This is a genomic window from Clostridium cadaveris (genome assembly GCF_020911725.1).
GTDB lineage: Bacteria > Bacillota > Clostridia > Clostridiales > Clostridiaceae > Clostridium_X > Clostridium_X cadaveris.
On record NZ_CP076620.1, the window covers coordinates 1880504 to 1895039 of the forward strand.

10 protein-coding genes are annotated in these 14536 nt (G+C 30.3%); 1 reads left to right on the top strand and 9 read right to left on the bottom strand.

Annotated features, from left to right (window positions below; genetic code table 11):
- Positions 1–4: 4 nt before the first annotated feature.
- The 4 genes from KQH81_RS08945 to KQH81_RS08960 form a co-directional block, all read right to left on the bottom strand.
- A complete protein-coding gene (locus tag KQH81_RS08945; protein WP_027638310.1) occupies positions 5–676 on the bottom strand; it encodes a YveK family protein in 672 nt (223 codons plus the stop codon).
- A 14-nt stretch (positions 677–690) separates the two neighbouring features.
- Positions 691–1752 carry a tetratricopeptide repeat protein gene (locus tag KQH81_RS08950; RefSeq protein ID WP_027638309.1) on the bottom strand — a complete coding sequence of 354 codons (1062 nt, stop codon included), beginning with the start codon at positions 1750–1752 and terminating at the stop codon, positions 691–693.
- A gap of 61 nt (positions 1753–1813) precedes the next feature.
- Positions 1814–3541 (bottom strand): phospho-sugar mutase, encoded by a 1728-nt coding sequence (locus KQH81_RS08955; RefSeq protein WP_230028111.1) that lies wholly within the window; start codon positions 3539–3541, stop codon positions 1814–1816.
- A 191-nt stretch (positions 3542–3732) separates the two neighbouring features.
- Positions 3733–4296, bottom strand: coding sequence for a 50S ribosomal protein L25 (locus tag KQH81_RS08960; protein WP_027638307.1), 564 nt, complete (start codon positions 4294–4296; stop codon positions 3733–3735).
- 171 nt (positions 4297–4467) lie between these two features.
- On the opposite strand from KQH81_RS08960, the gene KQH81_RS08965 reads away from it, so the two are divergent.
- Positions 4468–5928 (top strand): aminotransferase class I/II-fold pyridoxal phosphate-dependent enzyme, encoded by a 1461-nt coding sequence (locus KQH81_RS08965; protein ID WP_027638306.1) that lies wholly within the window; start codon positions 4468–4470, stop codon positions 5926–5928.
- Positions 5929–6107: 179 nt separating this feature from the next.
- Here the strand turns inward: KQH81_RS08965 and KQH81_RS08970 are convergent, their stop codons facing one another.
- From KQH81_RS08970 to pheT, 5 genes are all read right to left on the bottom strand, one after another.
- Positions 6108–6551, bottom strand: coding sequence for a DUF523 domain-containing protein (locus KQH81_RS08970; RefSeq protein WP_027638305.1), 444 nt, complete (start codon positions 6549–6551; stop codon positions 6108–6110).
- Positions 6552–6568: 17 nt separating this feature from the next.
- Positions 6569–8935, bottom strand: coding sequence for an endonuclease MutS2 (locus tag KQH81_RS08975; RefSeq protein ID WP_230028114.1), 2367 nt, complete (start codon positions 8933–8935; stop codon positions 6569–6571).
- Positions 8936–8946: 11 nt separating this feature from the next.
- Positions 8947–11298: a DUF3656 domain-containing U32 family peptidase gene (locus KQH81_RS08980; RefSeq protein WP_230028117.1), complete on the bottom strand. Its 2352-nt coding sequence runs from the start codon at positions 11296–11298 to the stop codon at positions 8947–8949.
- A 130-nt stretch (positions 11299–11428) separates the two neighbouring features.
- The gene (gene zapA, locus KQH81_RS08985) at positions 11429–12058 is read right to left on the bottom strand and encodes a cell division protein ZapA (RefSeq protein ID WP_027638302.1); all 630 of its coding nucleotides are present in this window, start codon (positions 12056–12058) and stop codon (positions 11429–11431) included.
- Positions 12059–12159: 101 nt separating this feature from the next.
- Positions 12160–14532: a phenylalanine--tRNA ligase subunit beta gene (pheT, locus tag KQH81_RS08990; RefSeq protein WP_230028119.1), complete on the bottom strand. Its 2373-nt coding sequence runs from the start codon at positions 14530–14532 to the stop codon at positions 12160–12162.
- Positions 14533–14536: the final 4 nt, after the last annotated feature.

Consider the following 14536-nt stretch of genomic DNA (forward strand, 5'->3'; position numbering starts at 1 on the left):
TATATTACTCCGCCTCCTTTATAAATGGTATATTACCTATTACAGGTAGTCCAACAAGTTCTTCTAATTCATCTTCATCCTTTATAGTGTTATCAAGATATTCAAGCAAAAATGTTATTCCAACTGAAACCATAAGACCCAAAAAGAACGCTATAGCCATATTTAAAATAGGTTTTGGACTAGCTGGGCCTTTAGGTGGAAGCGCTTCATCTAAAAGCTGTACATTGTCTGCTTGTCTAACTTCTTTACTAACTTCTTTTAAAGATTTCGCCATTTGATTGGCTATTAATACTGCTTCTCCCTTGTCCTTAGATTCAACTGTAATAGTTAAAAAATCCGTATCTCCTTTCGGTGCCACAGTAATCATAGCTAATAATTGGTCTACAGATTTATCTAAATCTAATTTTTCTATAACATCGCTGGCTACAGTTCTTGATTTAGCAAATTCTCCATAAGTTTTAACCATCTTTTGGTACATAAGCATGTCATTATAATTTTGATTAGTTTTTGCTCCGTCTGTTTGAGCTTGACCTATTATTACAGAAATATCAGCTTTATAAACTGGTTTAATTAAAAAATAACTAAAAATAGCACTTATTAAAGTTGCTGCTAAAGTTATTATAATGATTAAATATTTTCTTTTTACTATAGTATTAAAGCATTGCTTTAAATCCATGTTTGATTTCCCCCTTAGAAATATCTCTTAATGTCTTTTAAAATCTCATCCTCTTTATCTATTTGTTCTCCCTTCTCAAAATATTTTTTTGCCTCTTTCATGTTATTTAAATTTAAATAACACATTATTATATTTGTACAGAATTCTATGTTTCCTGTAACTTCAAATGCTTTTTTAAAGTAAGTTAATGCACTTTCATAATCCCCCAAAGATGCATAATTAAGTCCCAATTCATTTACAACTTCTAATATATTATCATCTAAATTTACAGATTCATTTAGATAGTAAATTGCCTTTTCATAATTATTAATCAATCTATAAGCAATAGCTATATGATAATAGATAAGAGGATTATCGCTATTTTCATCTAATAATGGCAAAAATAATTCTAATGCCTTAGATGGATCTTCATATAAAATTTCTTTAGCTTTTTCATAATTAGAAGATTTTCTAAGCCATTCTTCAAACTCTAAAATTTGAATTTCTCTTTTTCCGCCCTTTTTAAAATATGTATCCAAAGATATTATAGCCATATCATATCTTTCATCATCTTTATATATAAGAGATTCATAAAAGTATGGTAATGGACTTTCAACTTTATCTTTCATAGACTCAATTATAACAAGTTCTTCATCTCTATATTCACTGTTTTTCTGTCTTAAAGCTTCAGCTATTATCAATGCTTTTTCATAATTATCCTCATTTACCTCTATTTCAATAAGGCCTTTCACTACAGCATAAGCAGATACCAGCTTCTCATTTTTTACAAAATCTGCAACAACACTTTTAATATAAAACACTGCATCAGGTATTTCTTTGATAAGAGTCTTATATATATTATTAAATCTGAATTCTTTGTCACATCCAATTGTTAGCGCCATTCCAAATATAAATTCAGAAACAGGTATGTTATCTATTTTGTTATTATCGTTAATATTTTTAGAAAGATAACTTGCGCTAATTGGCATAAACAAAGCTTCCTCATTCCAATCAATGCTTACATTCAAAAGCTTTTCTAATTCCTTAGTCTTTACCTCTAAAAAAATTAATTCTGAAAGCTTTTCTTTTAAATTCATAAAAACATCCTTTCAAAGTTCATCCTTGCTACTAAAGATAGAGCAAGGATGAACAAAATTATTATTTTAATGATTCATCTATTATTTTTGTGATCTTTTCCTTAAATTTATTCATTTTATCTTCGCTATCTTCTATATCTTTTCCTACTACAGCTATATAAATTTTCATCTTAGGTTCTGTCCCTGATGGTCTCACTACAAACCATGATCCATCTTCTAGTATGAACTTTAAAACATTTGATTTTGGTAGATTTATAGTATGTTCTTCAAATGTTATAAGATTTTTTTCTATTCCTAGCTTATAATCTAATTTACTTACTATTCTACAATCTCCTATAGCGGCTTTCATAGAATGTCTTAAATACTCTATACAAGAAGCTATTTTTTCCTGACCATCTTTACCTTTAAGCTCTATAGACACTAAAGTTTCCTTAAAGCATCCATATTCTTCATAAAGATCAAGTAAGGCTTCATATAGGCTCATACCTTTTGTCTTGTAGTAAAGAGCCATTTCGCATATCATAGCTGCTGCGACAACTGCATCCTTATCCCTAGCATATGTTCCATAAAGATATCCATAGCTTTCCTCAAATCCAAAGATATATTTCTTGTCGCTATTTTCTTCAAATTCTTTAATCTTTTCACCTATATATTTAAAACCTGTAAGGACATCTTGAAGCTCCACATTAAACTTTTCTGCTATCTTCTTCGCTCCTTCGGATGTTACTATAGTTTTTATCACTACTCCATTTTCCGGCAAAGAATTAGTTTCCTTTAGTGATTTTAATATATAATTAGTAAGAAGTATTCCCGTTTGATTTCCTGTTAATACTTTAAATTCTCCTGCTCTATCTTTTACTACTACTCCTATCCTGTCACAATCTGGGTCAGTTCCGAATATTATGTCAGGATTATAAGTTTTAGCCATATCTAAAGCTATAGCAAATACTTTAGGGTCCTCAGGATTAGGATATGGAGCACTTGGGAAATTTCCATCAGGAAGTTCCTGTTCTTTCACAACTTCTACATTAGTGTATCCTAGTTCTTTAAGCACTCTTCTCACTGGAATGTTTCCTGTTCCGTGTATAGGAGTGTAGATAACTTTTAGTTCAGATGCTTTATCTCTTATAAGATTCTTTTGTATAGATAAAGCTTTTACATTTTCTATATATCTTTTATCAATATCTTCACCTATTATTTCTAATAATCCTTCTGCTAATGCTTTTTCTTCAGAAATAGACTTTACATCTTTAAAATCAGCTACTTTATTTATAAAACTTAAAATTGATTTAGCATCATTATCTGTTACTTGTCCCCCATCAGGGCCATATACCTTATACCCATTATACTCTTTAGGATTATGAGAAGCCGTTATTACAACTCCTCCACTACATTTAAGCTCTCTTACTGCAAATGATAACATAGGCGTTGGTCTTAAAGATTCATATAAATATACTTTTACACCGTTAGCGCATAGAGTTAATGCGGTAGCCATTGCAAACTCTATAGACATATTTCTAGAATCATAAGCTATAGCTACTGATGGCTTATTATAATTAGAATTTAAAAAATTAGCAAATCCTTGAGATGCCTTGCTAACAGTATATATATTCATTCTATTTGTGCCAGCTCCTATTATACCTCTTAAGCCACCAGTCCCAAATTCTAACTCTTTATAAAATCTATCCTCAATTTCTTTTTCATCTTTTATTGCTTGCAATTCTTTTTTAGTCATTTCATCTATAAAAGCAGATTTCATCCAGCTGTTATATTTCTCCAAATAAGCCATTATTACTCCTCCTATTTACTACTAATAGTATCTTCATTATACTACAAATTTACTGAATTAACCAAGTTTTTTTTACTATTATACAAATATCTTTAATATTGTAATATATTATATTTATTATATTCACAAATTGATAATATAAAAAAACTTAAGCTTTTAATAAGCTTAAGTTCTCATATTATAATCATTTATTAATCATCAGCTGATTCATCTCTCTTAGTATATGTTATGCTTGCTAATATAGTTTCTGGTGATTCTAAGAAATCAATTGTTTCACCAAACTCAACATCATTTACTCTTATAGCTCTAGAATGTCTGTCCTTTAAATCTATCTCTATATATTTAGGTATATTTTCTGAACTACACTTTACCATTATAGTTCCTTTTTCTTTTTGAACTATAGCTCCATTTTTCTTAAGTAAGCTTTCATTATAATATTTTATCGGAACTTCAGCATTAACTATCTTAGAGTTATCTACACTTTCTAAATCTATATGAATTATTTCATGAGTTACAGGATTTTTTTGTACTTCCTTTATAAGAGCTTTTTCATCATGTCCATCTATATTTATGTTTACCAACCCAAATTCACCATTATTCAAAATTTCTCTATTAAGATCCATTTCTCCTATTTCAAACAAGAAATTTTGTCTATTTCCTCCATATAATATTCCAGGTACTAACCCCTGTCTTCTTAATTTTTTAGCACTATGCCCTGAATTTACTGTTCTCTTTTTTAAATTTAAACATTCCATAATTTATCCCTCCTTTTCCTTATTATTGCCATATCATAAATTATTATTCCTCAATTTTAAAAATTTTATTGTATATTGCAATTTCATATGCTATAACATATAATATTATTGATTTTATTGGGTTTTAAATTCGACAGAATTTTAATTATATGAAAGTAGGTGTTTATCAAAGTGTATAAATTAAATCAAAATGAAACTCCTTTATTCGATGCACTAATGGAATATGTAAACAGGGAGACCATTCCTTTTCATGTTCCTGGCCATAAAAAGGGAATTGGTATAGATGAAGAGTTCAAAAAATTTATGGGCTTAAATCCATTTAAAATTGATGTTACTGTTTTCAAACTTGTGGACAGCTTGCATCATCCAACTGGTCCTATAAAAAAAGCTCAAGAATTAGCAGCTGATGCTTATGGCTCTGATGCAGCTTTCTTTTCAATACATGGAACTTCTGGTGCCATACAGGCTATGATAATGTCAGTAGTCAATGAAGGAGATACTATAATAATACCTAGAAATGTACACAAATCTGTAACTGCCGGAATAATATTAAGCGGTGCTAAACCAGTATATATGCAGCCAGAGCTCGATAAAAAACTAGGTATAGCTCATGGTGTAACACCTGATACCGTTAGAAATACTTTAAAAGAACATCCAGAAGCAAAAGCAGTTCTTATTATAAACCCTACTTATTATGGTGTAGCTACTGATATAAAAAGTATTGCTGATATAGTTCATAGTCACAACATACCTCTTATCGTAGATGAGGCTCACGGTCCTCACTTAGGATTTAATCAAAATTTGCCTATATCTGCTATGGAGGCTGGTGCAGATATCTGTGCTCAAAGTACTCATAAAATTATAGGAGCTTTAACTCAATGCTCACTTTTACAGGTTAAATCTAAATATATAGATATAAATAGAGTTCATCAAATTTTAAGCCTTTTGCAGACAACTTCACCTTCTTATATACTTATGGCTTCTTTAGATTGTGCGAGACGTCAAATCGCTTTAAATGGAACTGAATTATTAGATAAAGCCATAGAACTTTCTAATTATGTTAGAAAAGAAATAAATAAAATTCCTGGATTTTATTGTTTTGGAGATGAAATCTTAAATACTCCAGGAGTATTTGCTTTGGATCCCACAAAAATAACTATAACTTGCAGGGACTTAGGTATAACCGGGTATGACTTAGATATGATTTTATCAAACAAATATCATATACAAATGGAACTTTCTGATTTATATAGTGTACTTGCAGTTGGATCTTTCGGAGATACTAAAGATGCAATGGATAAATTGCTTAATGCTTTAAAAGAAATTAGTGATGAATTTTTAGGAAAGAGCGATTCAAAACCAGACTTTTTAGATATTCCAAACATTCCTGAATTAAAATTAATCCCTCGTGCTGCTTTTAATAGTGATAAGATCTCACTACCTTTAAAGGAAAGCATAAATCATATCAGCAGTGAATTTTTAATGGCTTATCCTCCAGGAATACCAGTACTATGTCCTGGTGAGATAATTACAAAAGAAATCATAGATTATGTTGAAGATTTAAAAAGAGTAGGTCTATATGTTCAAGGTACAGAAGATCCTAGCGTAGAAAATATAAAAGTTGTGAAATAAAAAAGGTTGTATCAAATACGATTCTGAAAATCGTTTTGATACAACCTTTTTTTATCTTCTCTTTTTATCTGATAGATAACTGTTGTAACACTCACACCTATTTTTAATCAACGTCCTTAGATACCGACTTCTAACCTTTAGATGAAGTTAAAGCTCCACATGAAATTTAAGAATTCGGTTTATAAATCTTCTTCTGTAAGAATCTTATATCCATGTTGAAAAAGAAGTTCTGCAGTTACACCATTTCCATGAATCTTACTTCCATCAAATTTTCCGTTGTATATATTTTTGAATCCACAAGACGGACTATTAGCTTTTAAAATTATATATTCTGGATCAATTGTTTTTGCAATATTTAAAGTTTCATAAGCACCTTTTAGAAAAGCCTCAGTTGAGTCAATATTATTTTTTGATTTAACTTTACATATTCCATCTAACACACCTCTACCGTCCCCATCTATTATCTCATGTGGAGGTCTTGGAGTATCTAGACCACCTAAAACTTCCGGACATATAGGCATTGCTTTTCCATCTTTAAAAAGTTCATGCACTTTATCATTAAAATTATTGCCACCGCTATATTTACAGTTTACTCCACATAAGCATGCGCTAACTAATATCATTAAACTCTCTCCTATAACTACTTTAATTGTACTATGGTAACTCCGCTTCCACCTTCTCCGTACTCACCCAATCTATAATTTTTTACATGCGGATGAGCTTTTAATAGGTCATTTATAACCTTCCTTAAGATTCCAGTACCTTTTCCGTGGATTATAGAAACTTCTGGAAGCCCAGCTAAATAGGCTTCATCTAAATATTTATCTACAGTATACTCGGCCTCCTGACCATCCATACCTCTTAAATCAACTGAAGATGATGTAGTTCTCATATTAAGCTTAACTTCTCTCTTTGATTTAATCTTATTTTGTTTAATATCTTCTGTAGAAGAAATTTCAGTTAAGTCCTTAACTTTAACATTTATTTTCATTATTCCAGCTTGAACTTGAACTTCCCCTTTGCTATCAGGCATAGAAATAATTGTTACCTTTTGATTTAAAGATGGAAGCATAACATCCATTCCAAGTTTGACTTCCTTAATACCTTTTCCCTTAGTTTTTGATGATAAATCAATCTTTTCCTCATGCTTTTCAAGCTTATCTTTTAATTTCTTTCTCTCTATTTCTAATAATCCTCTTGCCTCTGAGCTGTATCCGAGCTTCTCTAGATCTCTCATATCTTTTAATATTTTATCAGCATCTTCTTTTGCAGCTCTTAAGAGATTTCTTGCTTCTCTTTTAGCTTCATTTATCTCTCTTTCTCTAACTTTTTCTAGAGATTTAAGTTTCTTTTCATATTCCTCTTTTAAAGTCATAGACTGTTCTTTTAGACTGCTTGCAAGCATTGCGTCTCTTTCAGCTTTAATGCTTTTGCTTTGAAGATTTTCGATTACATCTTCAAACTTTAAAGAATCAGTTGATATTAGCGTCCTTGCATCATCTATGATATTATCTATAAGACCAAGTCGTTTTGATATTTCAAAGGCATTTGACTTTCCTGGTATACCTAGCAATAGCCTATAGGTTGGTTTTAAAGTTTCTACATCAAATTCTACCGATGCATTTTCTACTCCATCAGTTTTAAGACCATAAACTTTAAGTTCACTATAGTGTGTAGTTGCTATAATCTTTACTCTCCTATTTTTTAGATATTCTAAAATAGATATAGCAAGTGCTGCACCTTCTGTAGGATCTGTTCCTGCTCCAAGTTCATCAAATAGCACTAATGATTCCTTATCTGCTTTTTCAATTATATTTACTATATTAGTCATGTGGGATGAAAATGTAGATAAACTCTGCTCTATGCTTTGCTCATCTCCTATATCCGCAAATATTTCTTTATAAAATGCTATTGAAGAATTTTCTCTAGCAGGTATAAGTATTCCACTTAATGCCATTATATGCATAAGTCCTATTGTTTTTAAAGTTACAGTTTTACCCCCTGTATTAGGTCCAGTTATAACTACAGAAGTAAATTCTTTTCCTAGCTCCATACTTGAAGGAACAACTATATTTCTGTCAATCAAAGGATGTCTTCCCTCTACTATATCAAAACTTCCATCATCATTTACTTCTGGACATATTCCATTTATATCGCTAGCATATTTAGCTTTGGCAAATATAAAATCCATTTCCCATACTATTTTGCTATCTATATTTACTGCATTTATATTTTCATATATCTTAGCTGATAATTCTGCAAGAAGCCTTTCAATTTCTGCCTTTTCCTTAAGCATAAGTTCTTTTATGTCATTGTTTAGTTTAACTAAAGTTATAGGTTCCATAAATAGTGTGGCACCCGAAGAACTTTGATCATGAACTAAGCCATTAACTGATCCCTTAAATTCTGCTTTTACTGGTACTACATAACGTTCGCCTCTCATAGTATATAAATTTTCTTGAAGATACTTTGAGTTGCTTCTTATAAAATCATTAACTTTATCTCTTATAGATGAATTCTTTTCTCTAAGAGATTTTCTTATATTATAAAGAGTTGTACTAGCACTATCAGCTATCTCTTCTTCGCTTATTATTATATTAAATATGCTATTCTCTAGGGATTTTAACGGGACTATCCCTTCACATATGTTTTCTAAAAGAGGATATGCTTCTTCCTGTTCTTTTCTTCCTATATAATCTTTTAGGTTTCTTGCACAACGGAGCATATTACCTATCTTAAGAATTGATCCAGCCATCAAAGTTCCGCCTTTGCCAGCTCTTTCAATAGCATCACGTACATCATATAATCCTTCAAAAGGAGGGTTTCCTTTCTTCCCTAAAAGCTTTAAAGCCTCTTCTGTTTCTCTAAGAGCCCTTCTAACTTCATAAGATGATTCATATGGCTCTAATTCTTCTATGAGAGCCTTTCCAGCACTGCTTGCTGTATATTTTTTCAAGGTTTCTTTTATCTTTTCGAATTCTAAAACTTTTAATGATTTTTTATTCATCATATCACCTCTTACTCTACACCTCTTTTATAATGTCCTCTAGTGTAGTTACCTTTCCCCATATTTCCTTTTCCGCTCAATAAATATCTTATAACTTTTTTAGTTTCATCATATCCTTCATCTATAAAATCTAATCTGAAATTTTTTACCCCCATAAACTCAAGTTCTTTAATATTGTCAATAAGATTAATACTTGCACCATTATAAATTCCAGTTCTGCAGAAGATATCATTCTTTATTAAAAACTCTTCATTTTTTCTATCTTTCAATATATATCTTCCTTTTAAGCATTGTCCATTGCATTCCTTAGTACTATCCTTTCCTCCCATAACTGATCCAACAGGACAGTATTCACTTATCATAAGTTCTGGCTTTCCATAGACCATATATCCTATATTATAATTAGAAACTTTCTTCATAACCTCTTCTATCTCTTTTTTGTTAAGTTCTATGCTTAGAGGAATAGTACTTAATATATTTTCAAAGAAGCTAACAGCTTCACTATTGTATATGTTAAGTTTATAATCGCCTATTATTTCTGTCTTACCATTAAACATATTAATAATACCTAAGTTAGCCGTTAAGATTCCATCTATATTATCTAAATTTCTATTTACAATATTTACGACATCTTGAAATTCTTCCTTTATTATATTGGGTACTTTTATATAAATCTTAGTTCCTTCTATTTTTTTAATATCTTTTTCAGTAAGAGATTTTTCTACCCTTGAAAATATATCAAGAGCAACCGCCCCTATATTCTCATCTAAAGCCGCTTTTAACTGATCCTTTGTACATGTAACCGCTATATATTTAGAAATATCCGTTTTCGTTACTTTATAAGGTAATTCTTCACAATATTGTATTTCTCTTTTCGCAGAAATTTTGATTATATAATCTTCCAACATTTCTATAGCCATTCTTCTGAGATTATTCAATGAGGATATAGGAACAAACCCCTCCTCATAGCATTCAAAATTGAACTCTTCAAATTTAAATGGTGTGTCATTACACTTTCCTAATGATTCTTCAATCCTGTCTTTGCTTATAGGCTTAGTTTTAGGCATTTCAACTTTAGGTCCTTTTACTACAAACTCTTTATTTACATGTTGAAATTTTAGTTCTATATCTTTATTCACTTTAAATGTTATATAGCATTTTAATGAAATCTTTTTTTCAAAAGGCCTGCAAAACGGCTCATAACTTTTCATAAGGTCGTTATCTAATGTTTTATATAAAACATCACCTTTTTTATAAGTTTTAGGATATAGTATTACCTTATCTCCATTGTTGGCATTTTTAACTTCTTTATTATTTAATAGTATTTTAGATAATGTAAATCCCTTATCACCAAACCTTATGCCATCACCTAAACTTATATCTGAATCTATAATTACACTTCCATCACTTCCTACCTTCCCTAAATACACTCCTGTATTTTTAGGAAAATTATAAGACATCATATCCTTGCCTTTATTTCCATAAAGATAAGCTTTAGAAAATCCTTCTCGATTAAACAGTTGAAGTAGAACTTTCTCATCATTTCTTGAGTTAAAAGTTTCTTTATTATTGTAAGAATCTATAGCCTTTCTATAACTCTTAACTACCCCTGCAACATACTCAGGTCTTTTCATACGTCCTTCTATTTTAAGAGAAGACGTTCCAGTTTTGATTAAATCCTCTACATTGTCTATATTACACATATCTTTAGGACTTAATATATAGGCTTTTTTATTTGTTCCATCTTTTGTATTTATTATATCATAAGGAAGTCTGCAAGGCTGAGCACACCTTCCTCTATTTCCGCTTCTTCCTCCAATCATAGAACTCATTAAACATTGCCCAGAATAACATACGCAAAGTGCTCCATGAACAAACATTTCAGTTTCTATATCTAAATCTGAGGATATATACTTTATTTCTTTTAAATTAAGCTCTCTTGCTAGAACAATTCTATGAAATCCCTGAGATTTTAGAAATTTTGCTCCTTCACCATTATGAATTGTCATTTGAGTTGAGCTATGAACTTCAAAGTCTTTGTATCTATCTCTTAGAATTTTCGCTATTCCAAAATCTTGAACTATTAAAGCATCTACTCCTATAGAGTAAAGAAAATCGATATATTCAACAGCCTCACTCAGCTCATTTTCTTTTATCAAAGTGTTTACAGCTATAAATATTTTTACGCCATATAAATGCGCATATCTAACTACATATTCTAAGTCTTCGTTTGTAAAGTTAGAAGCATAGGCTCTTGCTGAAAACTTTGTTCCTCCCATATAAATAGCGTCTGCTCCGCTATTTATAGCAGCATATAAACTTTCCACAGTTCCTGCTGGTGCTAATAATTCTATATTCTTCATCGTTTATCTCTCCTAATATGTGAAAGTTTCATTTTATCTATAATATTATACCTTAAACTAACATAAAATTCATTAACCGTTATAAATATAGTTGATTTTTCTCTATGATAAAAGACCCTAAGATAAATTCTTAAGGTCTTTTATTGTTGACTAAAGCATTTTTGCTTTTTTTAATTTTCAAATTGTTTATTTCGCTATCTAAAAGTTTATTTTTAGTATCGATAAGCTTATACTTATAGCTCTGCAAATCAAATCTTATCTCTTTATTTTCTTTTAGAAGCTCTTTATTTTTAGTCATATATTCTTTACATTGATCTTTTAACACACTTACCTGCTGCTCAGATCTTTCTAGTTTTTTTTCAAATTCTTCTACAGAACATATTGAAAATTTTTCTGTAAGTCCTTCATTTTCTTTTCTCAACTTTTCATTTTCATTAGTTTTTTCTTCTAAATCTTTTTCCAAACTGCTCACTGTTTTTTTAAGATTTTCATTATAGCTCTCTAAGTGAGAGGCTTGTCCCTTGATTAATTCTAATTGTTTTTTTACTTGATTAAGCTCTTCTTTTGCTTTATACATATCATCAACAGCGTTCATAGCTGCAAGCATAGCTGCTGATGAAGTACTTAACTTTTTATTGTTATCTATGATAGAGTTAACTTTTCTATCTACATAGTTTGCAATCTCAGTTAAATACTCTATGGATTCTTCACCTTTTAAATTGTATTCCATGCCATTTATCTTAACTGTTACCACATTCATGAAAACACCCTCTTAATATCCTAATTTAGAAAAATATATGCTAAAGTTAATTATATTTTAGCATATATTTTCTACTTATGAAACACGAATATTAAAAGAGATTATCTTAACTCTGCTCCAAGAGTATGCTCTAAAGCTCTTAAAATTTTATCATGAACCTTATTTACATCTTTATCTGTTAGTGTTTTAGCATCATCTCTATAAACTATAGCATATGCAACACTCTTTTTACCTGCTGGAACCTGCTTTCCTTTATATACGTCAAATAGGTTTACATTTTCAACCAATCTTCCACCTTGTTTTCTTATTGTATTTTCTATTGTTTGAACTAACACTTCATCATCAACTAATACAGCAATATCTCTAGTTACAGCTGGGAATTTAGGAAGAGGTTTTGCTGATTTCTTTAGAACAGCTCTTTCGAATAATACATCTAGATTAAGTTCAGCAATATAACAAGGAACATCTACTTCATATTTTTCAGATACTTCTGGATGTATTTCTCCTAAAATTCCTGCATGAGTATTTTTTATATATAAATCTGCTGTCTTTCCTGGATGATAAGTAACAAATTCTTGTTGTCTTGAGTATAGAGAATTTTCTACTCCTAAAATTTCAATTACTCTTTCTACAACACCTTTTATATCTAAGTAATCAACATTACCATACATACCAATAGTCAAAGTATTTATTTCATCGGGAAGTTTTTTACCTTCTCTTGGAATATATACTTTACCTATTTCAAAAAGTCTTGCCATGTCATTACTTCTTGAATAGTTTCTTGCCAAGTTTTCCATCATAGAACCTATTGTCGTAGTTCTCATTATGCTGTAATCTTCTCCTAATGGATTTTTTATAGTTACAACATTTCTTAAAGAGCTGTCTGATGGAATATTTAATTTATCAAATACTTTTGGACTTACAAATGAATAGCTTATTGATTGGTTAATTCCAAGTCCTAAAAGAGCTTCTATAACTTTATCTTCTAACTTTTGTTTTTGGTTTTTTCCATCTCTTATTCCTATAGCAGTAGATATTGTAGTAGGTATATTATCATATCCGTATATTCTTGCTATTTCTTCTGCTATATCTTCTTTTATAGCTATATCTATTCTAAAAGTAGGTATAGTTATTTTTAAAGTATCATTATCTACAACTGTTTTTAAATCTAATCTATCTAAATAGACTTTCATATCATCTGCAGATATATTAGTTCCTAAGAACTTATTTACCCATTTAGAGTCTACTTCCATATGTCCTTCTTCTTTTTTATCATTGTAGATATCTATAGTTCCATTTAGAACTTCTCCTACATTTAGCTCTTCAACTAAAGCACAAGCTCTATCTATAGCTAGAGCAGCTAAATTAGGATCTATTTCTTTTTCAAATCTTGCTGAAGACTCAGTTCTAATTCCTAATCTCTTAGAATTTACTCTTATGTTAACACCTTCAAAATTGGCACTTTCAAAAATAACTTCTGTTGTATCTTCTTGAATTTCTGAGTTTAATCCACCCATTAGTCCAGCTAAAGCAATAGCTTTTTCTCCATCTCTTATAGTCAAGATTTCGCTGTCTAATACTCTTTCAACTTCATCCAAAGTGGTGAACTTTTCACCATCTTTAGCTCTGTCAACAATTATAGTGTTAGAACTTATTTCTCTTTTGTCAAAAGCATGCATAGGCTGACCTAGTTCAAGCATTACAAAGTTAGTTATATCTACTATATTATTTATTGGACGAACTCCTGCATCTAAAAGTCTTTCTTGCATCCAAGCTGGCGATGGAGCTACTTTTACATTTTTAACTCCTCTTGCCATATATCTCTTACAAAGCTCGTCTTTAACTTCTACTTTTAATAAATCATTTATATTTTCTTCAGTTTTAGCAGTAAAAGTCATTTTAGGCATTCTATAAGCAGTTCCTAATGTAGCTGCAGTTTCTCTTGCCATACCCACCATGCATAGACAATCTGGTCTATTTGATGTGATATCAAAGTCTATAGTAGATTTGTTTAAGCCTAAAACTTCTTTTATATCCTTTCCTAAAGGAGTATCCTTAGGTAATATCATAAGTCCATGAACTTCTTCTGTAGCTATTCCAAGTTCTTCTTCAGAACACATCATTCCATTAGAAACTATTCCTCTTAATTTACCTTTTTTTATTTTTAATCCGTTTGGAAGTATAGCACCATGTAATGCTACTGGTACCACATCATTTACCTTCATGTTGTTTGCACCGGTAACTATTTGAACTTTTTCTTCTTTTCCTACATTAAGCTGACATATAACAAGCTTATCAGCATCTGGGTGCTGCTCAATACTTTCTAGTCTTCCAGTAACAACATTTTGTATATCATCTCCTGAAGTTATTATTTCTTCCATGTTAGAGCCAGAAAGAGTAAGTCTATCTGCTAATTCTTTTGAATCTATATTAATATCTACATAGTCTTTCAACCATTGAACTGGTATTTTCATATCT

Excerpts from the sequence above, each read along its gene's own strand:
- KQH81_RS08955 (WP_230028111.1), bottom strand. The coding sequence starts at position 3,541 with ATGGCTTATTTGGAGAAATATAACAGCTGGATGAAATCTGCTTTTATA.
- KQH81_RS08970 (WP_027638305.1), bottom strand. The coding sequence starts at position 6,551 with ATGATATTAGTTAGCGCATGCTTATGTGGAGTAAACTGTAAATATAGC.
- KQH81_RS08960 (WP_027638307.1), bottom strand. The coding sequence starts at position 4,296 with ATGGAATGTTTAAATTTAAAAAAGAGAACAGTAAATTCAGGGCATAGT.
- KQH81_RS08975 (WP_230028114.1), bottom strand. The coding sequence starts at position 8,935 with ATGAATAAAAAATCATTAAAAGTTTTAGAATTCGAAAAGATAAAAGAA.
- pheT (WP_230028119.1), bottom strand. The coding sequence starts at position 14,532 with ATGAAAATACCAGTTCAATGGTTGAAAGACTATGTAGATATTAATATA.
- KQH81_RS08945 (WP_027638310.1), bottom strand. The coding sequence starts at position 676 with ATGGATTTAAAGCAATGCTTTAATACTATAGTAAAAAGAAAATATTTA.
- KQH81_RS08980 (WP_230028117.1), bottom strand. The coding sequence starts at position 11,298 with ATGAAGAATATAGAATTATTAGCACCAGCAGGAACTGTGGAAAGTTTA.
- zapA (WP_027638302.1), bottom strand. The coding sequence starts at position 12,058 with ATGAATGTGGTAACAGTTAAGATAAATGGCATGGAATACAATTTAAAA.
- KQH81_RS08950 (WP_027638309.1), bottom strand. The coding sequence starts at position 1,752 with ATGAATTTAAAAGAAAAGCTTTCAGAATTAATTTTTTTAGAGGTAAAG.